The sequence below is a fragment of the Frigoribacterium faeni genome, assembly GCF_011761235.1.
In the GTDB taxonomy this organism is placed as follows: Bacteria; Actinomycetota; Actinomycetes; order Actinomycetales; family Microbacteriaceae; genus Frigoribacterium; species Frigoribacterium faeni_A.
Window position 1 is genome coordinate 291,066 of record NZ_JAAOYW010000003.1, and the last position, 21,827, is coordinate 312,892.

The 21,827-nt window shown below is 74.2% G+C and carries 24 protein-coding genes and 1 tRNA gene; 18 read left to right on the forward strand and 7 right to left on the reverse strand.

What is annotated here, in order from left to right; translation table 11 throughout:
* Nucleotides 1–6: 6 nt before the first annotated feature.
* Nucleotides 7–423: a nucleoside-diphosphate kinase gene (gene ndk, locus FHR78_RS13475; RefSeq protein WP_166761037.1), complete on the forward strand. Its 417-nt coding sequence runs from the start codon at nt 7–9 to the stop codon at nt 421–423.
* A gap of 75 nt (nt 424–498) precedes the next feature.
* On the opposite strand, the gene FHR78_RS13480 is transcribed toward ndk, so the two are convergent.
* Both FHR78_RS13480 and FHR78_RS13485 read right to left on the reverse strand, forming a co-directional pair.
* Nucleotides 499–1,422: a DsbA family protein gene (locus FHR78_RS13480; protein WP_166761038.1), complete on the reverse strand. Its 924-nt coding sequence runs from the start codon at nt 1,420–1,422 to the stop codon at nt 499–501.
* Between the two features lie 89 nt (nt 1,423–1,511).
* Nucleotides 1,512–2,144 carry a vitamin K epoxide reductase family protein gene (locus FHR78_RS13485; protein ID WP_347878217.1) on the reverse strand — a complete coding sequence of 211 codons (633 nt, stop codon included), beginning with the start codon at nt 2,142–2,144 and terminating at the stop codon, nt 1,512–1,514.
* Nucleotides 2,145–2,588: 444 nt separating this feature from the next.
* On the opposite strand from FHR78_RS13485, the gene FHR78_RS13490 reads away from it, so the two are divergent.
* From FHR78_RS13490 to FHR78_RS13510, 5 genes are all read left to right on the forward strand, one after another.
* Nucleotides 2,589–5,495 carry an Rne/Rng family ribonuclease gene (locus tag FHR78_RS13490; RefSeq protein ID WP_347878218.1) on the forward strand — a complete coding sequence of 969 codons (2,907 nt, stop codon included), beginning with the start codon at nt 2,589–2,591 and terminating at the stop codon, nt 5,493–5,495.
* Nucleotides 5,496–5,513: 18 nt separating this feature from the next.
* The gene (locus tag FHR78_RS13495) at nt 5,514–6,410 is read left to right on the forward strand and encodes a hypothetical protein (RefSeq protein WP_166761041.1); all 897 of its coding nucleotides are present in this window, start codon (nt 5,514–5,516) and stop codon (nt 6,408–6,410) included.
* Between the two features lie 83 nt (nt 6,411–6,493).
* A complete protein-coding gene (locus FHR78_RS13500) occupies nt 6,494–7,462 on the forward strand; it encodes a permease (protein ID WP_243862570.1) in 969 nt (322 codons plus the stop codon).
* Nucleotides 7,455–8,354, forward strand: coding sequence for a TIGR03943 family putative permease subunit (locus FHR78_RS13505; RefSeq protein WP_243862571.1), 900 nt, complete (start codon nt 7,455–7,457; stop codon nt 8,352–8,354). Before FHR78_RS13500 ends, FHR78_RS13505 begins: the two co-directional genes overlap by 8 nt.
* A complete protein-coding gene (locus tag FHR78_RS13510) occupies nt 8,335–9,741 on the forward strand; it encodes a hypothetical protein (RefSeq protein ID WP_166761042.1) in 1,407 nt (468 codons plus the stop codon). The genes FHR78_RS13505 and FHR78_RS13510 overlap by 20 nt, the downstream gene beginning before the upstream one ends.
* 18 nt (nt 9,742–9,759) lie before the next feature.
* On the opposite strand, the gene FHR78_RS13515 is transcribed toward FHR78_RS13510, so the two are convergent.
* Nucleotides 9,760–10,032 (reverse strand): DUF4031 domain-containing protein, encoded by a 273-nt coding sequence (locus FHR78_RS13515; RefSeq protein ID WP_166761043.1) that lies wholly within the window; start codon nt 10,030–10,032, stop codon nt 9,760–9,762.
* A 240-nt stretch (nt 10,033–10,272) separates the two neighbouring features.
* On the opposite strand from FHR78_RS13515, the gene obgE reads away from it, so the two are divergent.
* The 10 genes from obgE to FHR78_RS15280 all read left to right on the forward strand — a co-directional run bounded on the left by obgE (nt 10,273) and on the right by FHR78_RS15280 (nt 18,772).
* Nucleotides 10,273–11,808, forward strand: coding sequence for a GTPase ObgE (gene obgE, locus FHR78_RS13520; RefSeq protein ID WP_166761044.1), 1,536 nt, complete (start codon nt 10,273–10,275; stop codon nt 11,806–11,808).
* Nucleotides 11,805–12,629 carry a glutamate 5-kinase gene (gene proB, locus FHR78_RS13525; protein WP_166761045.1) on the forward strand — a complete coding sequence of 275 codons (825 nt, stop codon included), beginning with the start codon at nt 11,805–11,807 and terminating at the stop codon, nt 12,627–12,629. The genes obgE and proB overlap by 4 nt, the downstream gene beginning before the upstream one ends.
* Before the next feature lie 77 nt (nt 12,630–12,706).
* Nucleotides 12,707–13,975 (forward strand): glutamate-5-semialdehyde dehydrogenase, encoded by a 1,269-nt coding sequence (locus tag FHR78_RS13530; RefSeq protein ID WP_166761046.1) that lies wholly within the window; start codon nt 12,707–12,709, stop codon nt 13,973–13,975.
* A 34-nt stretch (nt 13,976–14,009) separates the two neighbouring features.
* On the forward strand, nt 14,010–14,228 hold the full coding sequence (locus tag FHR78_RS13535; protein WP_166761047.1) for a hypothetical protein: 219 nt from the start codon (nt 14,010–14,012) through the stop codon (nt 14,226–14,228).
* A gap of 17 nt (nt 14,229–14,245) precedes the next feature.
* Nucleotides 14,246–14,881: a nicotinate-nucleotide adenylyltransferase gene (gene nadD, locus FHR78_RS13540; RefSeq protein WP_166761048.1), complete on the forward strand. Its 636-nt coding sequence runs from the start codon at nt 14,246–14,248 to the stop codon at nt 14,879–14,881.
* The gene (locus FHR78_RS13545; protein WP_166761049.1) at nt 14,878–16,143 is read left to right on the forward strand and encodes a hypothetical protein; all 1,266 of its coding nucleotides are present in this window, start codon (nt 14,878–14,880) and stop codon (nt 16,141–16,143) included. Before nadD ends, FHR78_RS13545 begins: the two co-directional genes overlap by 4 nt.
* Before the next feature lie 45 nt (nt 16,144–16,188).
* A complete protein-coding gene (gene rsfS, locus FHR78_RS13550) occupies nt 16,189–16,581 on the forward strand; it encodes a ribosome silencing factor (RefSeq protein ID WP_166761050.1) in 393 nt (130 codons plus the stop codon).
* Nucleotides 16,582–16,640: 59 nt separating this feature from the next.
* Nucleotides 16,641–17,348 (forward strand): AAA family ATPase, encoded by a 708-nt coding sequence (locus FHR78_RS13555; RefSeq protein ID WP_166761051.1) that lies wholly within the window; start codon nt 16,641–16,643, stop codon nt 17,346–17,348.
* Nucleotides 17,349–17,470: 122 nt separating this feature from the next.
* Nucleotides 17,471–17,543 (forward strand) — tRNA-Ala (locus FHR78_RS13560).
* A gap of 485 nt (nt 17,544–18,028) precedes the next feature.
* A complete protein-coding gene (locus FHR78_RS15280; RefSeq protein ID WP_243862572.1) occupies nt 18,029–18,772 on the forward strand; it encodes a general stress protein in 744 nt (247 codons plus the stop codon).
* A gap of 88 nt (nt 18,773–18,860) precedes the next feature.
* On the opposite strand, the gene FHR78_RS13570 is transcribed toward FHR78_RS15280, so the two are convergent.
* The gene (locus FHR78_RS13570; RefSeq protein WP_166761052.1) at nt 18,861–19,760 is read right to left on the reverse strand and encodes an SDR family oxidoreductase; all 900 of its coding nucleotides are present in this window, start codon (nt 19,758–19,760) and stop codon (nt 18,861–18,863) included.
* Complete coding sequence (locus FHR78_RS13575; RefSeq protein WP_166761053.1) at nt 19,757–19,906, reverse strand: hypothetical protein; 150 nt, start codon at nt 19,904–19,906, stop codon at nt 19,757–19,759. The genes FHR78_RS13570 and FHR78_RS13575 overlap by 4 nt, the downstream gene beginning before the upstream one ends.
* 15 nt (nt 19,907–19,921) lie before the next feature.
* Here FHR78_RS13575 and FHR78_RS13580 point away from each other — a divergent pair, with 15 nt between their 5' ends.
* Together FHR78_RS13580 and FHR78_RS13585 are read left to right on the forward strand one after the other, a co-directional pair.
* Nucleotides 19,922–20,182, forward strand: coding sequence for a hypothetical protein (locus FHR78_RS13580; protein WP_166761054.1), 261 nt, complete (start codon nt 19,922–19,924; stop codon nt 20,180–20,182).
* On the forward strand, nt 20,179–20,634 hold the full coding sequence (locus FHR78_RS13585; protein ID WP_347878219.1) for a MarR family winged helix-turn-helix transcriptional regulator: 456 nt from the start codon (nt 20,179–20,181) through the stop codon (nt 20,632–20,634). Before FHR78_RS13580 ends, FHR78_RS13585 begins: the two co-directional genes overlap by 4 nt.
* A gap of 12 nt (nt 20,635–20,646) precedes the next feature.
* Here the strand turns inward: FHR78_RS13585 and FHR78_RS13590 are convergent, their stop codons facing one another.
* The gene (locus tag FHR78_RS13590; RefSeq protein WP_166761055.1) at nt 20,647–20,958 is read right to left on the reverse strand and encodes a hypothetical protein; all 312 of its coding nucleotides are present in this window, start codon (nt 20,956–20,958) and stop codon (nt 20,647–20,649) included.
* Between the two features lie 95 nt (nt 20,959–21,053).
* Complete coding sequence (locus FHR78_RS13595) at nt 21,054–21,785, reverse strand: FadR/GntR family transcriptional regulator (protein ID WP_166761056.1); 732 nt, start codon at nt 21,783–21,785, stop codon at nt 21,054–21,056.
* Between the last annotated feature and the right edge of the window lie 42 nt (nt 21,786–21,827).

Here is a 21,827-nt window from a genome sequence, read left to right on the forward strand (position 1 = left end):
GCACCAGTGACCGACCTCCAAGAGACCCTCGTCCTCGTCAAGCCCGACGGCGTCGCCCGCGGCCTGACCGGCGAGATCCTGCGCCGCATCGAGGCGAAGGGCTACTCGCTCGTCGACCTCCGCCTCGTCCAGGCCGACCGCGACCTGCTGGCCCGCCACTACGAGGAGCACGTCGGCAAGCCGTTCTACGAGCCGCTCGTCGAGTTCATGCAGAGCGGCCCGACCGTCGCGATCCGCGTCGCGGGCAACGGCGTCGTGCCCGGCTTCCGCTCGCTCGCCGGCACGACCGACCCGACGACCGCGGCGCCCGGCACCATCCGCGGCGACCTCGGCCGCGACTGGGGCCTGGCCGTGCAGCAGAACCTCGTGCACGGCAGCGACAGCCCCGAGAGCGCCGCGCGCGAGCTGGCTCTCTGGTTCTAGGTCGTCATACCAGGAGGGGCGGTGCCGGTCGTCGAGACCGGCACCGCCCCTCCTCGTCGTCGTGACGGTCGTTCGTCAGGGGGCGGGCGTCGCCGTCGAGCCGGGCAGCTCGCCCGTGCTCGTGTCGCCGGTCGACTGGCCGGCGGCGACCTCGGACACGAACTGCGCGAAGGCGGCGGCGTCGGTCGGCGAGCCCTGGTACTGCTGGCCGTTGACGAGCACCGTGGGCGTCGCCGTCACCGCGGCGAGGTCAGAGTTCGGCAGCGGGTCGTTCAGCGCCCGCTGCGTGGCGCTCGTGACCCAGTCCGTGAACTCGCCGTCCCGGATGCAGGAGGCGACGTCCCCGTCGTCGACGCCCGCTCCCTCGACCAGCGTCACCAGTTCGGCGTCGGTCAGGCCCCGCGTGTTCTCGGCGGGCTGCTGGGCGAAGAGCGCGGTGTTCACGTCGAGCGCGGCGTCGGGCTGGTAGTTCGCGACGCAGGCGAGGGCGTTGGCCGACCGGGTCGAGTACTTCGACCCGAGCGAGGCGTTGTCGAGGAACCCCAGCGGGTGGATCTCGAGGTCGGCCGCGCCCTGGGTCACCCAGGTCTGCAGCTGCTCGGCGTTCGTCGTGTCGAACTGGCCGCAGTAGGGGCACATGTAGTCGAGGTACACGACGATGCTCGGCTTCTCGGCCGTGCCCGCCGCCGAGGGGGTGGGCGAGCCGTCGGCGGGGACGGCGTCGGTCGTCACGGCCGAGATCGTCGTGCCGTCGCCCGAGAGCACGACGCCGTCGCTGGCCATGTTGAGCGGGCCGGGGCCGGCGGGGGCGAGCGACCGCGTGACCACGAGGGCCACGACGGCGAGCACGGCCAGGACGCCGACGACGAGGCCGCCCTGCACGGCCCACTTCTTGCGGCGTCGGCGCTTCGCCTCGGCCTCGCGCGTGACGCGCGCCTTCTCGCGCGCCGCCTCCCGACGCTCGCGCTTGGTCTCTGCGGGTCCGGCTGGTGGCGTCATGGGTCCTCGCTGGTCGTGGGTGGCGGGTGGGGCGGCCGATGCGGGCCTCGACGACCCTGGCGCACCTCCCCAAGGAGACGCTGAGTGCGTCAGCCGAGCAGCGTCGGCAGGAGCAGGGGGAACTGCACCAGGATCACCGTCGCGACGACGATGTAGTTCGCCACCGGCAGGATCCAGGAGAAGGGCAGGAACGCCGCGGCCGCCCGCTGCAGGCGGCCCTGCGGCACCGTGACGCCGTGCGCCAGCCCCCAGACGAGCAGGATCCAGAACAGGGGGATGGTCACCGACCACACGAGCATGCACCAGGGGCACAGGGCGCCGATCACGAACACCGTCTGGGTGAACAGCCACGTGACGAACACCCAGGCGAGGAACACGCCCGCGGTGAACGCGACCCAGAACCACCGCGCGAAGCGGGCGCCGGCGAGGAGCCCGAGGCCCACCGCGACGGGGGCGGCGAAGCCGACCAGGCCGAGGAGGGGGTTCGGGAACCCGAACAGCGACGCCTGCCAGCTGTTGATCACGGGCGAGCACCCCACGAACGGGTTGACGTCGCAGCCGAGCGAGCCGGAGGGATCCTCGAGCAGGCGGAACTTGTCGACGGTCAGCGCGAACGAGCCGAGCAGGCCGACGAGCCCCGCGACGACCAGCAGGACGGCCGGGACGACCGGCGAGCGGCCCGCCGAGGGGTGGGTGCGCTGGGGGGCTCTCTGATCGGTCACGAGCACGATCATCTCACCGTGCGGATCGTCGTCCAGGGCGAGGCGTGCGATAATCGAGCCAGTCGCGGGGCGAAGGTCCCGGGATCATGACTTTCCGGGCCGTGCTGCACTGCGGGGCCGTCTGCAGGTCGGCCTCCACGAGTGGCCGTCCCGGCGGGCGGGCACCGACCGGTGGCAGCTAGATCCGGGCCAGGGCGCAGTCGCCCACCGCCGGACAGCCAGTTCCGGACAGCAACGAAGAACCTGACGTCGACGAACGACATCCGGGGGAGACGCCCGCAGAGACGGGCGGTGGCTCCGGCTGACCGAACGCGACGTCGCTGACGATGCGCGCCGTGAGAGGGCGCGGTGGCCGCCGGCAGGTGCAGGGCGCCTCCCGGCCACGACACGAGACCACCCGGCGACGGCGATGCCGACGGCGGGGCGAGGAGCACACCAGCAGTGGTGGACAAGAACGACAACGACAGAGACGGCCAGCCGAAGAAGAAGAGGGGCCTGTTCGCGGGGCTCCTGTCGCGCCAGGTGACCGCACCGGCGACGACCGCGCCCCGAGCGCTCGGCACCGCCCCCCACGACCGGAACGACGACGCCCAGGAGGCTTCCCCCGTGACCACCGAGAAGGAGGTCGGGGCCGAGGCCGCGACCAGCGACAGCATCGAGACCACCCGCCCCGCCCAGACCGAGGCCCTGGTCGACACCGAGGCCGTCCAGGCCGACATCGCGGCGGTGGCGCCCCCGCGCGCCGAGGCCCCGGCGGCGGACGCCCCGTCGGCCGACGAGGCGGAGGCCGCCGACGCCGGCCCCATCCCCGCGCAGCTCACCACGACGAGCCTCATCTTCCACGCGCCCGAGATCCTGCCGCTGCCGGCCCGCCCGGGCCGTCGCCGCCGCGACGACGAGTGGGACGACCGCGACGACGACGACCGCGACCTGCGCGACGACGACGACCGTGACGACGACGACCGCGACGACCGCGACGAGCCGCAGCGCAGCACCTCGCGTCGCCGCCAGCGCGGCCGCTCGCAGGACCGCGAGGAGCGCGACTCCGAGCAGCGCCAGGGCCGGGACCGCGGCGACCGCGGCGACCGACAGGAGCGCCCGCAGCGCCAGGTCGAGCTCATCACCGAGCCGCAGCGCATCAAGGGCTCGACGCGCCTCGAGGCGAAGAAGCAGCGCCGCCGCGACGGCCGCGACGCCGGTCGCCGCCGCACCGTCATCACCGAGGCCGAGTTCCTCGCCCGCCGCGAGAGCGTCGACCGCAAGATGGTCGTCCGCTCGTCGGGCGACCGCATCGAGATCGGCGTCATGGAGGACGGCACCCTCGCCGAGCACTACGTCGCCAAGGCGCAGAACGTCTCGCTGATCGGCAACGTCTACCTCGGCCGCGTGCAGAACGTGCTGCCGAGCATGGAGGCGGCCTTCGTCGACATCGGACGCGGCCGCAACGCGGTGCTCTACTCGGGCGAGGTCGACTGGGACTCGCTCTCGAACGGCAACCAGCCCCGCCGCATCGAGCTCGCGCTCAAGCCCGGCGACCGCGTGCTCGTCCAGGTCACGAAGGACCCGGTCGGCCACAAGGGCGCCCGCCTCACCAGCCAGGTCTCGCTGCCCGGCCGCTACCTCGTCTACGTGCCCAACGGCTCGATGAACGGCATCAGCCGCAAGCTGCCCGACACCGAGCGCGCGCGCCTCAAGAAGATCCTGAAGGAGGCGCTGCCCGAGAACGCGGGAGTCATCGTCCGCACCGCGGCCGAGGGCACCACCGAGGAGCAGCTCACCCTCGACATCAAGCGCCTCACGAACCAGTGGGCCGACATCAGCAAGAAGGTCGAGGCCGGCAACGCCCCCGCCCAGCTGCACTCGGAGCCCGACCTGCTGATCAAGATCGTCCGCGACGTCTTCAACGAGGACTTCCACGAGATGGTCATCGACGGGGACGACGCCTACGACACCCTGCAGTCGTACCTCTCGGCCGTCGCGCCCGACCTGCTCGACCGGGTCAAGCGCTACGAGGGCGACCGCGACGCCTTCGACGAGTACCGCCTCAACGAGCAGATCGAGAAGGCCCTCGACCGCAAGGTCTGGCTGCCCTCCGGCGGCTCGCTCGTCATCGACCGCACCGAGGCCATGACGGTCGTCGACGTCAACACCGGCAAGTTCGTCGGCTCCGGGGGCAACCTCGAAGAGACGGTGACGAAGAACAACCTCGAGGCCGCCGAGGAGATCGTCCGGCAGCTGCGCCTCCGCGACATCGGCGGCATCATCGTCGTCGACTTCATCGACATGGTGCTCGAGTCGAACCGCGACCTCGTGCTCCGTCGTCTCGTCGAGTGCCTCAGCCGCGACCGGACGAAGCACCAGGTCGCCGAGGTCACCTCGCTCGGCCTCGTGCAGATGACGCGCAAGAAGCTGGGCCTCGGCCTGGCCGAGTCGTTCGCCGAGGCAGGCAGCGCGACCCGCACGCAGGAGCAGCAGCCCCGCAAGGGCGGCCAGCAGCAGGGCCGTCGCGGCGGCGCCCCGGCCGGCGGCAAGCAGGGCGGCGCGACCGGCGCCGGCGGCCAGGGCCAGGGTCGTGGCCAGGGCGGCCAGGCGGGCTCGTCGTCGGCGCACCCGACGACCGGCACCCACGCCATCACCGACGACGTGAAGAACGCGCTCTCGCGCATCGCCGCGTCGACCATCGCCCACGCCGAGGACGGCGACCGGACGACCGACCACGACAGCGCCGCCACGGCGGCGGCCGCGGTCGAGGCCGCCATCGACGCCGCAGCGGCGTCCGTGTCGGCCCGTGCCGACGAGCCGCAGGACGACTCGGCCGACGAGCCGCGTCGCGGCCGCGGCGGCCGCAAGGGCCGTCGCGGCTCGCGCTCGCGCGACGCCGACCAGGGCGAGCAGCAGGACGCCGGCCAGCGCGACGCGCAGGCCGACGCCCCGTCGGTCCGCGAGACGGCCCCCGCCGTCGAGGCGCCGGCCGCCCCCGCGGCCGAGGCCCCGGCCACGGCGCCGGCCCAGGCGCCCGTCGAGCCCGAGCCGGCCGCCCCGGCCCGGCGCGGCAGCCGCCGCGCCGCCTCGACGGCCACCGTCACGCCCGAGGCGTCCGTCGCGATCCTCGACATCCCGGTGGCCGCGACCCGTCGCGAGCCCCGCAAGATGAGCACGCAGGACGCCGAGCAGATCCTCGACAGCGTGCTCGGCGCGCTGCCCGAGCCGAAGCAGCCCGGCCAGGGACGCGGCCGGTCGCGCCGCGCCTCCAGCTCGGGCACCACCACGCCCGCGGCCACCGAGTCGCCCGAGCAGGGCGAGGCGGGGCCGTTCATCCTCGGCGTCGGGGTCAGCTCCGACGAACTCTGACTCGTCTAGGGTGACGGGGTGACTCCGACACCGCAGCCCGACGCGGCGACCGACAGGTCGCCCCGTCGGGCTGCGGTGTTCCTGCGCTCGCTGCCCGCCGCGGTGCGGGGCCTCCGCACCCCCGTCGGCCGGGCGCGCCTCCTGGCCGCGGCCACGGCCCTGGGCGTCGTGCTCGTCGCCCGCTTCGCGCTCGGCCTCGTCGCGATGGCGGGTGCCGCCCTCGGCTACTCGGTGACGCCGTGGCCCAGCGACTTCACGGCGACGCCGGTCGGGCAGTTCCTCGGCAGCTTCGTGCTCTACCCGTTCCCGTTCTACGTCGTGGCCTTCGTCGTGCTGCTGCTCGTGCGGCCCGTCGACCCCGACCTGCCGCTCGCCCCGGTGCTCCGCCGCGGCGTCGTGGCGGGGGCCTCCGGCACCGTCGCCCTCGCCGTCGTCGGCATCGTGCCCGGGGTCGCCGCCTCGCTCAGCGGCGGCACCTGGGTCAACCTCGCCCTCTACCTGACGACCATCCCGCTGTCGGCCGGCATCGTCGACACGGCGCTGCTGCTGGTGGGCGTCGTCGTCGCCTGGCACGCGGCGCGCTCGGCCCCGGGCGTGGCCGAGGTCGCGGCCGGGGCCGACGCCGCGGCCGACCATGCCGCCCCGGGCGACGAGGCCGCCGGCCCCGCGCCGATCGCCGACCCCGACGAGGAGGCGGCGGCCGACCCCCGCGGGCAGGTCGCCGACCCGGCACGCGAGCCCGCCCCCGTGGAGCGCACCTCGGCGCTCGACGCGAGCCCCGAGGCCACCGCGCCCCTGCCTGCGGTGCTGCCGGTGGCCCCGACCACCCGGCCCGCTCCTCCTCGTGGCGACTCCGCCGCCGACGACTGGTCGCGCTTCGCGCCCCCCGCCGCCGACGACGGGCGAGATCGGTGACGGCGCCGCTTCGCGAACGCGAGGCCCTGCGCCGGGCCGGCCATGAGCACGCGCCGAGCCGCCGGTCGCCCCGAGGCCCGCTGTTGGCCGTCGGCGTGGGCGTGGCCGTCGTGCTGCTCGTGCTGCGCCTCGCCAGCCCGGCCCTGGGGCCGGGCCTGCTGCCCGACACCCTGCAGGACTTCGTCACCCTGACCATCAGCGTGATCGTCGAGTCGGTGCCCTTCGTGCTGCTCGGCATCGTGCTCTCGATCGTCGTGCAGGTCTGGCTGCCGCAGTCGTTCTTCACGTCGTGGCTGCCGCGCCAGCCCCTGCTGCGACGGGCCGTCATCTCGTTCCTCGGCGTGTTCCTGCCCGTCTGCGAGTGCGGCAACGTCCCCCTGGCGCGGGGCCTCGTGCTCAAGGGCTTCACCGTGTCCGAGTCGATGACGTTCCTGCTCGCGGCGCCGATCCTCAACCCGATCACGATCATCACGACGCACCAGGCGTTCGGCTGGAGCGACGGCATCCTCGTCGCGCGGCTGGCCGGGGGGTTCCTCATCGCCAACCTGATCGGCTGGCTCTACAGCCGCCACCCCGACCCCGAGAGCCTGCTCACGCGGTCGTTCGCGGCCGAGTGCGCCCTGCCGCAGCAGCACGGCCACGGCGGCGCCTCGAAGCTGCGCGAGAGCGTCGAGCTGTTCCGCCGCGAGATGTCGACGATGATGCCCGCGCTGTTCGTCGGCGCCGCCGTCGCGGGCGGCATCCAGACGGCGGTGCCCCGGTCGGTGCTCGTCACGCTCGGCAGCAACCCGGTCTGGTCGGTGCTGGCGATGATGGTGCTCGCGTTCGTCATCTCGCTCTGCTCGAACGTCGACGCGTTCTTCGTGCTGCCGTTCGCCTCCACCTTCATGCCCGGCGGCATCGCCGCGTTCCTCGTCTTCGGGCCGATCATCGACGTCAAGATGCTCGCCCTGCTGCGCACGACGTACCGTCCGCGCACCCTCGCTCAGCTGACCCTCGTGGTGGCGCTCACCAGCGCCGCCATCGGACTGGTGGTGAACTACGTTGCCTGACCTCGCCCGCACGCCCCGCGGCCCGTCCCGCCTCGACGCCGTGTCGCGCCTCGCCGACCGCTGGCAGGGGGTGCTCCTGACCCTCGTCGTCGGCGTCTCGACGCTGTGGCTGTCGGCCACGGGGCAGCTCGTGCTCTACATCCACCCGCGGTACGTCGTCTTCACGGTGGTCATGATCGCCGTCGGGATGGTGCTGTCGCTCGGCGTGCTCGTCCTGGCCCCGTCGGCACGGGACGACCACGACCACGGGCACGACCACGACGACCGCGACGGCCACGGGCCCGACGGACTCGACGACGGCACCGCCGTCGGCCGGGCGCCGGCGGAGCGCCCGCGTCGCCCGCGTCGGGGCCGCGCCGCGGCCCGGACCGCCGCCGTCGCCGCGGGCGCGCTCGTGACGACGGCCGTCGCGGTCTCGCTCGTGGTGCTGCCGCCCGCGACGCTCACCAGCGCCACCGCCGGGCAGCGCGACGTGAACTCGTCCACCGCCTCCCTCGCCGGCACCAGCGTCGAGGACGCAGCCGGCGCCTCCGCCGACGCCTACGCGGCGTTCTCGGTGCTCGACTGGGCCGGGCTGCTGCGCCAGACCAGCGACCTGTCGTTCTTCGAGGGCAAGACCGCCGACGTGGTCGGCTTCGTCGTGCCCTCGGGCGACGACCCCGACGTGTTCTACGTGTCGCGCTTCGTCGTCACCTGCTGCGCCGTCGACGCCCAGCCGGTCGGGGTGCCCGTGCACCTCGTCGACTGGCGCAGCCAGGTGTCGGCCGACGAGTGGCTCGACGTGTCCGGCGGGTTCCAGCCGAACCCGAGCAGCACGTCGAGCGACCCCATCGCCCTGGTGCCCGACTCGCTCGAGGAGGTCGGGCAGCCGAGTGACCCCTACCTCTACTGACCTCTGGGCGGCCGACGGCGACCTCGACGAGGCCGAGCGGCACGCCGGGCAGCGGCGGCGCTTCGTCGCGCTCGTCGTCGTGCTGGCGCTCGTCTGCACCGTGTTCGGCGTGCTGACCCACCTGCAGGGCCCGAAGCTGGCCGACGTGCAGGTCGACACGACGGCCGTCGTCGACCGGCCCGGCCAGCAGCTGCGGCTGTTCGCGAACCAGCCCGTCGCGCACGTCGAGGCCGACCAGGTGACGGTCTCGCCCGCCGCCGACTTCCGCGTGCAGACGTCGGGCGACGTCGTCGCCGTCGAGTTCGGCGAGCGGCTGCGCTACGGCACCGACTACACCGTCACCGTGCGGGGCGTGTCGAGCGTGTACCAGCGCCGGGACTCGACGCTGAGCACGTCGTTCAGCACCGACCCCGCCGTCGTCTGGCGCGTCGTGCACGGCGGCGAGGGCGCGGACGACGTCCTCGAGCGGGCGCCCCTGCAGGGAGGCGGCGACCGGGCCAGGGTCTGGTCCGCTCCCCGGATCCAGGCGTTCGAGGCCTTCGACACCGCCGTGGCCGTGCTCACGGACGACGGCGAGCGGTCGAGGCTGAGCCTCGTCTCGGCCGACGGCGTCGCCGCCGAGACCCTGCCGCTGCCCGAGGGCCCGGGGCTCGTCACCCGCCTCGGCGCGGACGTCGCGACGACGACCCTCGCGTTCTCGTGGCGGCCGGCGGGCTCCGAGCAGGAGCTGCTCTACACGCTGCCGCTCCAGGGCCAGCGGCAGGTCCAGCCGGTCCTGTCGATCGCCGGCCAGCCCCTCTCGGTGCTCGACTGGGCGTTCGTGCCGGGCCAGGCGAGCGTCGTGGCGCAGGCGGGCGACGAGCAGGTGGCCCTCTACGACCTGACCGGGGCGGCGCCTCCTCGTCCCCTCGGCACCTTCGTGGCCCTGCAGGGCGTGTCGCTCGACGGGCGGGGCATCGTCGCCGCGACCGCCCTGCAGGCGTTCCGGGTCGACCTGGCGACCGGCGACCAGACGCCGATCCCGTTCTCGGCGGTCGAGGGCGGCACCCCCTACCGCGGCGACCTCGTCGCCGTCGCCGCGTCCGAGTACGTGCAGCAGGTCGCCGTGCCCGACGACGGGGGAGCCAGCTTCACGAACCTCATCGTGGTCGACGACGAGAAGGAGGCGCGGGTCGTGTTCCGCCCCGCCGGCGAGTCGTCGCAGATCGAGGGGTTCTCGGTCTCGCCGAACGGGCAGTACCTCGCGGTCGAGACGGCCGCGGCCGACGACCCCACCGACTACAGCTACACGATCGACCCGGTGCCCGAGGGCACCACGACGACGGTCGTCGACCTCGGGACGGGCGCCGTCGTGGCGAGCTTCACGGGGCACGCCGCCGCCTGGTGACCCGGGGCGGGCGACCGGTCAGAGACCGCGCTTGACCCGCTGCGACACCCGGAGGCCGCTGCGCTCGAGCCGGCGCGCGAGGTCGAGGCCCGTGACCGGCTGCGCCCCGGCCGCCACGAGGTCGTGCCAGCGCGACTCGGGCACGTCGTAGTGGTCGTGGTCGAAGCCGCGGCGGGGGATGCCCTGCGAGGCGGCGAAGGCGTGCAGCTCGTCATACGACGCGTCGCTGACGAGGTGGGCCCAGACCGTGTCGTGGGCGGGCCACACGGGCTCGTCGATCAGGATGGTCACGCGCCGATGCTAGCCGCGCGGCCGCCCTCGCGTTGACCGGCCCAGATCGGCCCTGTAGCATCACACGTTGGTGCTCACCCGGCCCAGGTGCGCTCGGCTCCGCGGAGTCCGCGAGGCCGGCACCATCGTCGCCTCCGTCCGCCGACGGCGAGGCACCACCGCACGGCCCCGACACCGGCTCCCCGTGCGCGAGAGACCCGGAGCAGCGCGCGCCGGCACCAGAGCTGGAAAGACTGATCCATGGCCACATTCGTCGACCACGTGACCCTCCACCTGCGAGCAGGCAACGGGGGCAACGGCTGCGTCTCCGTCAAGCGCGAGAAGTTCAAGCCCCTCGCCGGCCCCGACGGGGGCAACGGCGGCAACGGCGGCGACATCGTGCTCGTCGCCGACGCGGGCGTCACCACCCTGCTCGGGTTCCACCGCGCGCCGCACCGCTCGAGCGAGAACGGCGGCCCCGGCATGGGCGACCACCGCAGCGGCACGCAGGGCCAGGAGCTCGAGCTGGCCGTCCCGCTCGGCACCGTGGTCAAGACCGCCGACGGCGACGAGCTGGTCGACATGACCGAGCACGGCATGCGCCACGTCGTCGCCGAGGCCGGCATCGGCGGGCTCGGCAACGCCGCGCTCTCGTCGACGAAGCGCAAGGCCCCCGGCTTCGCGCTGCTCGGCACGCCCGGCTGGCAGGGCGACGTGCTGCTCGAGCTCAAGGTCGTCGCCGACGTCGCGCTCGTCGGGTACCCGTCGGCCGGCAAGTCGAGCCTCGTCGCCGCCCTCTCGGCCGCCAAGCCGAAGATCGCCGACTATCCGTTCACGACGCTGCACCCCAACCTCGGCGTCGTCGAGTCGGGCGAGACCCGCTACACCGTCGCCGACGTGCCCGGCCTGATCGAGGGCGCCAGCGAGGGCAAGGGCCTCGGCCTCGAGTTCCTGCGCCACGTCGAGCGCTGCTCGGCCCTGCTGCACGTGCTCGACTGCGCCACGCTCGAGCCCGGCCGCGACCCGCTGACCGACCTCGAGGTGATCCGCCGCGAGCTCGAGGCGTACCCGGTGCCCGAGGGCCAGCTGCCGCTGCTCGAGCGACCGCAGATGATCGCCCTGAACAAGGTCGACGTGCCCGACGGCCGCGAGCTGGCCGACTTCGTCACGCCCGAGCTCGAGGCCCGCGGCTACCGCGTCTTCGAGATCTCGGCCGTCAGCCATGAGGGCCTGCGCAACCTGTCGTTCGCCCTGGCCGAGGTCGTCGAGCAGAGCCGAGCCGAGGTCGCCGCCCGGCCCGCGCCTCCTCGTCTCGTCATGCGCCCCCGCGCCGTCAACGAGAAGCCGTTCGTCATCAAGGTCGAGGGCGGCACGTACGGCAACGTCTACCGCATCCTCGGCCAGAAGCCCGAGCGCTGGGTCGTGCAGACCGACTTCAACAACGAGGAGGCGGTGGGCTACCTCGCCGACCGGCTCAACGCCATCGGCATCGAGGACGCCCTCTTCAAGGCCGGTGCGCAGGCCGGCTCGACCGTCGTCATCGGCCCCGAGGGCGGCATCGTCTTCGACTGGGAGCCGACCCTGACCTCGACCGCTGAGCTCATGACCTCCGCGCGCGGCACCGACCCGCGCCTCATCAAGAACGACCGCCCGACCCGCAACCAGCGCCGCGAGGACTACTTCGAGCGCATGGACGCCAAGGCCGAGGCGCGGGCCGAGCTGCAGCGCGAGCGCGCGGCCGGGCTGTGGACCGACGACGAGGGCTTCCTCGTCAAGGAGGGCGACGACGAGCGATGAGCGCTGAGCCGGCAGCGCCGTCCTCCGGGGCGGCGACGGTCGCCGTGCGGGCCGACATCGCCCGCGCCCGGCGCATCGTGGTCAAGGTGGGGTCGTCGTCGGTCAGCGGCGACGCCGCCCACCAGATCGAGCCGCTCGTCGACGCCCTCGCGGGGGCGCACGCCCGCGGCGCCGAGGTCGTGCTCGTGTCGTCGGGGGCGATCGCGACGGGAATGCCGCACCTGCGGCTCGACTCCCGCCCCGCCGACCTGGCGACGCAGCAGGCGGCCGCGGCCGTCGGCCAGAACCTGCTCATCTACCGCTACCAGCAGAGCCTGCGCCGGCACGCCATCGTCGCGGGGCAGGTGCTGCTCACCGCCGGCGACATGGCCGACGCCACGCCGCGCAGCAACGCGCAGCGGGCGATGGGGCGCCTGCTCGAGCTGGGCATCCTGCCCATCGTCAACGAGAACGACACGGTCGCCACGCAGGAGATCCGCTTCGGCGACAACGACCGCCTGGCCGCCCTCGTGTCCGAGCTCGTCGGGGCCGACGTCCTGGTGCTGCTCAGCGACGTCGACGCCCTCTACACGCGCCCGCCGCACGAGCCGGGGGCCGTCCGCATCGACGACGTGCCGCACGGCGACGACCTCGCGGGAGTGACCTTCGGCGACGCCGGCGCCGCGGGGGTCGGCACCGGGGGAGCCGGCACCAAGGTCGCCGCCGCGCGCTACGCCGCGGCGGCCGGCACGCCCGTGCTCGTCACGTCGACGGCGAACGTGGCCGCCGCGCTGGCGGGGGCCGAGGTCGGCACGTTCTTCTCCGCGGCCCCGGGCGCTTGACCCGCACCGCCCTCCGCCGGGCGGGCGACGGCGGGCGTCGCGTCGCGGGGGAGCCGAGGGCGTCCTAAGCTCTCCGCATGTCGTCCGCACCGACCGTCGCCCCGTCGTTCACCGAGACCCTCCGGGCCGCCAAGGCCGCCTCCGTGCGGCTCGCGGCGCTGACGACCGCGCAGAAGGACGCCGCCCTGCACGCCGTGGCGGCGGCCCTCGTCGCCGAGGGCCCGCGGATCGTGGCGGCCAACGAGCTCGACCTCGCGCGGGCCGCCGACGACGGCGTCGCCGAGTCGCTGCGCGACCGCCTCCGCCTCGACGCCGTGCGGCTCGAGGCCCTCGCCGACGCCGTCCGGCTCGTGGCCGGCCTCGTCGACCCCGTCGGCGAGAGCGCGCGCGGACGCGTGCTGCCGAACGGGCTGCGGATCGACCAGGTCCGCGTGCCGTTCGGCGTGGTCGGGGTGATCTACGAGGCCCGGCCGAACGTGACGGTCGACATCGCCGCCCTCGCCCTCAAGAGCGGCAACGCGGCGGTGCTGCGCGGCGGGAGCGCCGCGCGCGAGACGAACCGCGTGCTCGTCGAGGTGCTGCAGGAGGCGCTGGTCGCGCTGGGCCTGCCCGCCGACGCGGTCGTCACGGTCGACGAGCACGGCCGCGCCGGCGCCGCCGAGCTGATGCGCGCCCGCGGCCTCGTCGACGTGCTCGTGCCCCGCGGCAGCGCCGAGCTGATCGAGACGGTGGTGCGCGAGTCGACCGTGCCGGTGATCGAGACGGGCGCGGGCGTCGTGCACGTGTTCCTCGACGCGTCGGCGGACGAGGGCACCGCCGTCGAGATCGTCGTCGACGCCAAGGCCAGCCGCCCGAGCGTCTGCAACGCGCTCGAGACCCTGCTGGTGCACGAGGACGCGGCCGACCGCCTGCTGCCGCCGGTGCTGGCGGCCCTGCGCGCCTCCGGCGTGACGGTGCACGGCGACGAGAGGGTCGTCCGGGCGTTCCCCGAGGCCGTCCCGGCCACCGACGCCGACTGGGCCGCCGAGTACCTCAGCCTCGACCTCGCCGTCCGCGTCGTCGCCGACGTGGACGAGGCGATGGCCCACATCGCCCGGTGGTCGACGCACCACACCGAGTCGATCGTCACGAACGACCACGCCGTCGCCGAGCGGTTCCTCCGCGAGGTCGACAGCGCGGTCGTCATGGTCAACGCCTCGACCCGCTTCACCGACGGGGGCGAGTTCGGCTTCGGCGCCGAGGTCGGCATCTCGACGCAGAAGCTGCACGCCCGGGGCCCGATGGGGCTGCCCGAGCTGACGAGCACGAAGTGGGTCGTGCGCGGGCAGGGCCAGGTGCGCGGCTAGACTGTCGAGGATCGCCCCTCGGAACGGAGAACCCATGCTCGACGTCGCCCTCCTGGCCGCAGCCCACGAAGACCTCGCGCCGCTGATCGCGCCTCCCGCCGTCATCGCCGCCACCTTCGGCCTGTTCTTCCTGTTCCTCGGCTTCGTCGTCTGGAGTTACCGCGACGTCGCGAACCGCTCGCCGCGCAAGGCCTCGACGCAGGCGCACCACGACGGGCCGATCGACGAGTTCGGGCACCCCGAGCAGCACTGACCCGGCGGCACCGCAGAATGGCCGGCACGACGCCCGCGACGAGCACCCCCGGGGCGTTCGTCACCGGTCGCCGACCCCGCGTGGGCGTCATGGGCGGCACGTTCGACCCGATCCACCACGGCCACCTCGTCGCCGCGAGCGAGGTCGCGCAGTCGTTCCACCTCGACGAGGTGCTCTTCGTGCCGACCGGCCAGCCGTACATGAAGTCCGGCGTCAGCGACAGCGAGCACCGCTACCTGATGACGGTCGTGGCCACGGCCTCCAACCCGATGTTCACGGTCAGCCGGGTCGACATCGACCGTGACGGCCCGACCTACACGATCGACACCCTCCGCGACATCCGGGCGCAGCGGCCCGACTCCGAGCTCTTCTTCATCACGGGCGCCGACGCCGTCGCCCAGATCCTCGACTGGAAGGACGTGCGCGAGCTCTGGGACCTCGCGCACTTCGTCGCCGTGACCCGTCCAGGCCACGACCTGAGCGTCAGCGGCCTCCCCGAGAGCGACGTAAGCTTGCTCGAGGTGCCTGCCCTCGCCATCTCGTCGACCGACTGCCGCGCCCGGGTGGGGCGCGGCTTCCCGGTGTGGTACCTGGTCCCCGACGGGGTCGTCCAGTACATCTCCAAGCACCACCTGTATCGGAGCAACGCATGAGCACGTCCGACGAGCAGCCGCTGACCCGGCGTCAGATCCGCGAGCGCGAGCGTGCCCGCGAGGCAGGTCGTGCCGTGGCCGAGGGCACCGCAGGAGGCGTCCCCTCCGACGCCTCGACCCCCGCGTCCGCAGGCGCCCCCGCCGCCGGCGTGCCGACCTCGAGCCCGGCGCCCGCGCCGGCCGTCCCCGCGTCCGCGCCGCGCCCGGCCGACGCGGCGGGCGCCGAGCCCCGTCCCGCCTCGGCGGTCGGCCAGCCGCCCGCCTCCGTGGCCGGCCCCGACGGGCTCACCCGTCGACAGATGCGCGCGCAGCGCGCCGAGCAGGGAGCGCCTGCACCGGTGCCGCTGCAGGCGCCCGGGCCCGAGCCCCGTCGCCGGCTCGTCGACGCCCTGAGCACGGTCGACGAGATCGTCGCGCCGCTCGACGAGGCCGCCCCGACCTCCGCCCGCCGACCGGAGGACGACGCCGCGTCCGTCGTGCCGGGCTCGACGGGCGACGAGCCCGCCGCCGACGAGCGGGCCCCCGGGCCCCGTCGCACGGGGCAGCCGTCAACGGCCGTCTCGTCCCCGACGACGTCCGCGGCCGCGCCCACCTCGGCGCCCTCGGTGTTCCCGCTCGACCTGGCCGGTCCCGCGTCGGCCGAGCCGACGCCGGCTCCCGCCGCGGCTCCGCAGCAGGCGACGCCGGCGAGCACCGCCTCCTCGACGGGCACGGCCGGCGGCGTCGACGCCGAGACGTCGTCCCCGGCGGCCGAGCCGGCTCCGGCGTCCGCCCCCGAGCCCAGCGGCTTCGTGCCGCCCGTCGGCCACTGGACCACGCAGTCCGACGAGCCGGACGACGACACGGCCCCCGGTCGTGCCCTCGGCACCCACACGGGCCAGACGAACGCCCTCATCCTCACCGACCAGCAGGTCGCGGACGTCACCGGTGCGCTCAACGCCACGGGCGAGATCATCATCACGGGGTCGATCGACCTGCCCCGCAGCCTCGGCGCGACGGGCTCGCAGGCGCGCATCGACAACTCCGACATCGACCGCCTGCTCGAGCAGGGCGACGCCGAGAGCGCGGAGACCGACGCGGCCCCCGTGCGCGCGAGCCGCGCCATCAGCACCCACACCTCGACCAGGTCCGTCGTGCTGGCGGCCTCGCAGCCCGCGTCCAGCAAGCTGCCGCTCATCCTCGGCATCGGCGGCGGCGTCCTCGGAGCGGGTATCATCGCTGGGGTCATCGCCGGATTCGCCACAGGCATCCTCGGCGGCTGACGCCGTCGTCGTCCCGCCCAGGGCCGACCCACCCCGAAGGAATCCGTGACAGCCACCCCCCGTGCCATCGAGCTCCTGCAGATCGCAGCCCGCGCCGCCGACGACAAGCAGGCCGACGACCTCGTCGCCCTCGACGTGTCCGAGCCGCTCGCCCTCACCGACGTCTTCCTCCTGGCCTCGGGCCGCAGCGAGCGCAACGTCGTGGCGATCGCCGGCGAGATCGAGGACAAGATGCTCGAGGCCGGCGCCCGCACGCTGCGCCGCGAGGGTCGTGCCGAGGGCCGCTGGATCCTCCTCGACTTCGGCGACGTCGTCGTCCACGTGTTCCACGACGAGGACCGCCAGTACTACTCGCTCGAGCGCCTGTGGAGCGACTGCCCGGCCATCCCGCTCGACGTGGTGACCGCCTCGTCGACCGCCGCCTCCACCGAGGCCTAGGCCCCCACCTCCTCGGCGCCGCGGCCCCGTGCCGTCGGTCGTCCGTGCGACCCTGTCGCATGATCATCGAGCGACTGCACGTGCCCGAGGCCCTGGTCGACGACCGGGGCGAGTGGCCGTTCACCGTGCCCGCCGTCGCCGCCCTCATCGGGGCGGGCCTCACGCTCGACGCGCCCGTGACGTTCCTCGTCGGCGAGAACGGCAGCGGCAAGTCGACGGTCGTCGAGGCCGTCGCCGAGGCGTGGGGCGCCGACGTGCGCGGCGGGCGGTCGGACAGCCCGTGGTCGTCCGAGCTCGAGCCCTCGGCGCTCGGCAGCGTGCTGCAGCTCGACCGCACCGCGACCGGCGGCCGCATGGTCGGACGCCGCGCGACGGGGTACTTCCTGCGGTCGGAGACCGCCCTCGACATGTTCGCGCGGTACGAGAAGCGCGACCGGGGGTTCCACGACGTCAGCCACGGCGAGAGCTTCCTGCACGCGTTCGACGCGCGTCTCGGCGGGCGTGGCCTGTACCTGCTCGACGAGCCCGAGGCGGCGCTGTCGTTCACGTCGCTGCTGCAGCTCATGGTCACGCTGGCCGACGTCGTCGAGGCCGGCGGCCAGGTGCTCTGCGCCACGCACTCGCCGGTGCTCGCGGCCCTGCCCGGCGCGGCCGTGCTGCAGTTCGGCGAGCGCGGCGTCGAGCGCACGACGTGGGGCGAGCTCGACCTGGTGCAGCACTGGCGTGCGTTCCTCGACGAGCCGGGCCGCTACCTGCGGCACCTCTAAGGCACCTCGGTCGGTGCGGCACGCGGTCCGGCCGGCGGTCGGACCCGGGTGTACTGGCGCCCTCGAAATGTGTAGTAAGGTTGACGAGTCGCGCCGAGAGGGGCGGCAGAGAAACACGATCTGGGTCTGTGGCGCAGCTGGTAGCGCACCTGCATGGCATGCAGGGGGTCAGGGGTTCGAGTCCCCTCAGATCCACCCACGAGAACGGCCCCGCCTCCCCGGCAGGGCCGTTCTTCGTTCCCGGTCCGCCGTGCATTCCCGCCCAGCTCCCTCCCGCCGAGCCCCCGCCGCGCTGCCTCTCCCTCTCCCTTTCCTCGTTCAGGAACGCGGCTCCTGAGTTCTCAGCACTCAGGACCGCGAGTCCTGCATCGTGCACGACTCGGGACCCGAGGAGGTCGCGTTCCTGAAGCACGGTTCCGCCGCGTCCGCGTCCGCGGCCGGGGGCTGCGGGGACGGACTGCGCCTGCGGCCCGGGCCTACGCCTGCGGCCCGGACCTGCGGCCCAGACCTGCGCCTACGGCCCGGACCGGAACAGAACCTGCGGCCCGGGCCTGCGCACGCGGCCAGTCCCGTGCCTGCGGCATCGGCCGTCCCCCTGACCCGGCCCGGGCCGACCCCGTCGTCTGGACGTGCCCTGTGCATCGGCTCCACGCGCGGAGGCGACGCGGTAGACATCAAGCATGAGCACCGACCAGCCTGGCCCGACCCCCGCCTCCGACGACGACGCGACCCGCGCCTCCGGGGCCCCGACGGGTGCCGACCGCCCCCGTCCCGCGTACGGCGAGTACGCCCCGACCCCTCCCGCGGGCACCACGCCCGCAGACCCGGCCGCCGCCGCGGGGAACGGGCCGCAGGCGACGCCGGCCGGAGCGCCTCCGCAGGGAGCCCCCTACGGCGCCCCGCAGCAGCAGGCGCCGGCCTCGTCGCCGATCGCCGGCACGCCTGGACCCCGTGGCATCGGCGCCTTCGCCGGCGACGGCCACCCGCAGACCCTCGCCACCTTCACCCGCTACGAGGACGCGCAGTCGGCAGTCGACCTGCTGAGCGACGAGGGCTTCCCCGTCGAGAGCGTCTCGATCGTCGGCCACGACATCCGCACCGTCGAGAACGTCGCGGGCCGACTGACGACCGGCAAGGCCGCCGCCCGCGGTGCCGCCGGCGGCGCGTGGTTCGGCCTGCTGCTCGGCCTGCTCTTCAGCATCTTCGCGCCGGGCGTCGCCTTCATCGGCGTCCTGCTGATCGCCCTCGGCGCCGGCGCCCTGTGGGGAGCGCTCTGGGGCGCGGTCGGCCACGCCGCCACCCGCGGCCGTCGTGACTTCGCCTCGGTGAAGACCATGGAGGCAGGCCGGTACGAGGTGCTCGTGCGCGGCGAGCTCGCCGCCCGGGCGCACCAGGTGCTGGCCCAGGGCCGCAAGGTCGCCTAGCGAGCCGCACCACGCCGGTCGGCACCCCACCGGCCTGCACGACGAAGGGCCCCGCGCGAGCGGGGCCCTTCGTCGTGCGCGAGCAGGGTCAGGGGGTGACCATGCCGCCGTTCACGTTGAGCGTCTCGCCGACGACGAAGCTCGACTCGGCGCTCGTGAGGAACACGTAGGCCGGTGCCTGCTCGGCGGGCTGCGCGGCGCGGCCCATCGGCGACTCGCTCGAGCCGAACTCGGGCAGCGACTCCGGGTCGACGCCGCCGGTCACCTGCAGCACCGACCAGGTGGGCCCGGGGGCGACGACGTTCACGCGGATGCCCTTGCCGACGAGCTGCTGCGCGAGGCCCTTCGAGAAGTTGTTGATCGCGCCCTTGGTGGTCGCGTAGTCGAGCCGGTCGGGGGCGGGCTGGTACGCCTCGAGCGAGGCCGTGTTGACGATGGTCGAGCCGGGCGCCAGGTGCGGCAGGGCGGCCTTGATGATCCAGAACGGCGCGTAGACGTTGGTCTTGAAGGTGCGGTCGAACTGCTCGTCCTCGATCTGGTCGATCGACTCCTGCCAGACCTGCACGCCGGCGACGTTGACGATCGCGTCGAGCCCGCCCATGCCGTCGACGGCACGCTGCACGAGCTCACGGCAGAAGGAGGCGCTGGTCAGGTCGCCGGGCACCGCCACGGCCTTCTGCCCCGCGGCCTCGATGACGGAGACGACGTGGCGCGCGTCCTCCTCCTCCTCGGGCAGGTACGACAGGGTGACGTCGGCGCCCTCGCGGGCGAACGCGATCGCCACGGCGGCTCCGATGCCCGAGTCGGCCCCGGTCACGAGCGCCTTGCGGCCGGCGAGACGGCCCGTGCCGCGGTAGGTGTCCTCGCCGAGGTCGGGGACGGGCGTCATGCGCGACTGGAGCCCGGGCTCCGGCTGCTGCTGCACCTCCGGGCTGATCACGGGGTAACGGGTGCGGGGGTCGTCGAAGGTGTACTGATCGCGAGTCATCGTTCCGTGATACCCCCGCGACGCTGGCCGGTCGCCCAGGGCGGGCGGTCGTCGGGGTACGCCGCCGCGCCTCCTGCGGTGGTCGCCATGCCGACCGGCTGGGCGGGCAGGTCGACGGCGGCTCCGACGTGTCGTGCACCAATCATTGGTACACTCAGGGCATGGCCACGACGAGGCCCCGCAGGCGGGGAGAGAACGACCACGAGCACGGCAGCTGGTTCGGCGACGCCGTCGAGCGCATGAACGCGCGGCTCCGCCCCTACATCGGCGGGGCGCAGCTCGGCATCCGCGACGAGGCGCCGATCACGGCGCCCGAGCACGGCGGCGCCTGCCCGCTCTGCGGCCGCCCCATGGACGAGCACGTCGTCGACCGCAGCGGTCCGCGCACGATGCTGCACTGCCCTCGGGGCGCCGCCGCGTGAGCGGCAGCGTCGAGGTCGCGCCGCCGGCCGACCCCCTCGCCCTCGAGAGCCAGATCTGCTTCGCCCTCTCCGTCGCCTCGCGCAGCGTCGTCGCGGCCTACCGGCCCGTGCTCGACACGATGGGCCTGACCCATCCGCAGTACCTCGTCATGCTCGCCCTGTGGGAGCAGCAGCCGCTGGCGCTGCGCGACCTCGCCCGGCTGCTGCGGCTCGACCCGGGCACGCTCTCGCCGCTCGTCAAGCGCCTCGAGGCGCAGGGGCTGGTGACGCGCGAGCGCAGCGCCCACGACGAGCGGGCGCTGTCGATCGAGCTCACGCCGGCCGGCACCGCGCTGCGCAGCGAGGCCGAGTCGATCCCCGAGCGCATGATGGCGCGCCTCGACGTGACCCGCGACGAGCTCGTCGCGCTGCACCGCACGATGACGAAGCTGATCGTCGCGGCCGAGAGCTGAGCCGGGCGACCCTCAGCGCAGCGGCTGCGGCGCGACGGTCGGTCGCGTCCAGCGCACGTCGACGGGCCGCCCGACCACCCGTGACTCGATCTCGCTACGGAACGACTCGACGAAGTGCGCGGCCGACCGCTCGTCGGACACGACCACGTCGAGGCGCAGCGAGCGCAGCTCGTCCGTCACCAGCACGGGGCCGTCGCAGAACCGCAGCAGGTACTGGTGCGACTTCACGGGGATGGTCTCCCACTGGCGACGCAGCGTCGTCTCGAGCTGACGGACCGAGTCGATGCCGTCCGCCTGGCGCACCTCGGCGCTGATCGCGATCATGCGGGCATCGTGCACCCCGCGGGCGACGCGCGGGTGAACGCGAGGTGACGGGCTGCCGTGCGGTCGGCCCGCGCCTCCCGGTCCCGGCCTCGGCGTCAGCCGGCGTCGGTGCCGGACTCGCTCGTGAACTCGTCGACGGTGCCCTCGATGAGGTGCCAGCAGCGGGTGAAGGCGGCGTCGGCGTCGCCGGCGAGGAGCGCGTCGGCGACCGCGAGGTGCGCCTCGGCCGCGCTCGGCGTCCACTCGGTGATGGTGAAGCGCGCCTCCTCGACGCGGGTGCGCAGCAGCGCCTCGACCTGTGTCGCGAAGTGGCCGAGCACGGCGTTGCCCGACCCGTGCAGCAGGGCGGTGTGGAACGCGACGTCGGCCTCGAGGTACCGGCGCCCGTCGCCGGAGCGAGCCGCCTCGACCATCGTGCGGGCCGCCTCCTGCACCAGCGAGGCCTGCAGGGGGTCCATCGCGCGGGCGGCGAGGCGGGCCGCGACGGGCTCGAGGCCGAGCCGCAGCTCGAGCAGTTCGCGCATCTGGGTGAAGTACTCGGGGCCGCGGCCGCGCCAGAGGATCACCTGCGGGCTCATGAGATCCCAGGAGGTGCGGGGCTGCACCGCGGTCCCGGTGCGCTGTCGGGGCTCGACGAGCCCGAGCGACTGGAGCACCCGCACGGCCTCGCGCAGCACCGACCGGGAGACCGAGAACCGGACGGCGAGCTGGTCGAGGTTCAGGATGGAGCCCGGCGCGAGCCTGCCGTCGACCACCTCCTGGCCGAGGACGTCGACGACCTGGCCGTGCAGCCCGCGGTCGCGCGACGAGGGGAGGCCGGGCGTCATGGTCGAGTCCTTCGCTGGTGCGGCACCCGACGGCGTCGGGTG

Excerpts from the sequence above, each read along its gene's own strand:
- FHR78_RS13530 (WP_166761046.1), top strand. The coding sequence starts at position 12,707 with ATGTCGTCCGCACCGACCGTCGCCCCGTCGTTCACCGAGACCCTCCGG.
- FHR78_RS13595 (WP_166761056.1), bottom strand. The coding sequence starts at position 21,785 with ATGACGCCCGGCCTCCCCTCGTCGCGCGACCGCGGGCTGCACGGCCAG.
- FHR78_RS13555 (WP_166761051.1), top strand. The coding sequence starts at position 16,641 with ATGATCATCGAGCGACTGCACGTGCCCGAGGCCCTGGTCGACGACCGG.
- FHR78_RS13545 (WP_166761049.1), top strand. The coding sequence starts at position 14,878 with ATGAGCACGTCCGACGAGCAGCCGCTGACCCGGCGTCAGATCCGCGAG.
- FHR78_RS13480 (WP_166761038.1), bottom strand. The coding sequence starts at position 1,422 with ATGACGCCACCAGCCGGACCCGCAGAGACCAAGCGCGAGCGTCGGGAG.
- FHR78_RS13535 (WP_166761047.1), top strand. The coding sequence starts at position 14,010 with ATGCTCGACGTCGCCCTCCTGGCCGCAGCCCACGAAGACCTCGCGCCG.
- FHR78_RS13575 (WP_166761053.1), bottom strand. The coding sequence starts at position 19,906 with ATGATTGGTGCACGACACGTCGGAGCCGCCGTCGACCTGCCCGCCCAG.
- FHR78_RS13590 (WP_166761055.1), bottom strand. The coding sequence starts at position 20,958 with ATGATCGCGATCAGCGCCGAGGTGCGCCAGGCGGACGGCATCGACTCG.
- nadD (WP_166761048.1), top strand. The coding sequence starts at position 14,246 with ATGGCCGGCACGACGCCCGCGACGAGCACCCCCGGGGCGTTCGTCACC.
- FHR78_RS13570 (WP_166761052.1), bottom strand. The coding sequence starts at position 19,760 with ATGACTCGCGATCAGTACACCTTCGACGACCCCCGCACCCGTTACCCC.
- FHR78_RS15280 (WP_243862572.1), top strand. The coding sequence starts at position 18,029 with ATGAGCACCGACCAGCCTGGCCCGACCCCCGCCTCCGACGACGACGCG.
- FHR78_RS13580 (WP_166761054.1), top strand. The coding sequence starts at position 19,922 with ATGGCCACGACGAGGCCCCGCAGGCGGGGAGAGAACGACCACGAGCAC.
- proB (WP_166761045.1), top strand. The coding sequence starts at position 11,805 with ATGAGCGCTGAGCCGGCAGCGCCGTCCTCCGGGGCGGCGACGGTCGCC.
- obgE (WP_166761044.1), top strand. The coding sequence starts at position 10,273 with ATGGCCACATTCGTCGACCACGTGACCCTCCACCTGCGAGCAGGCAAC.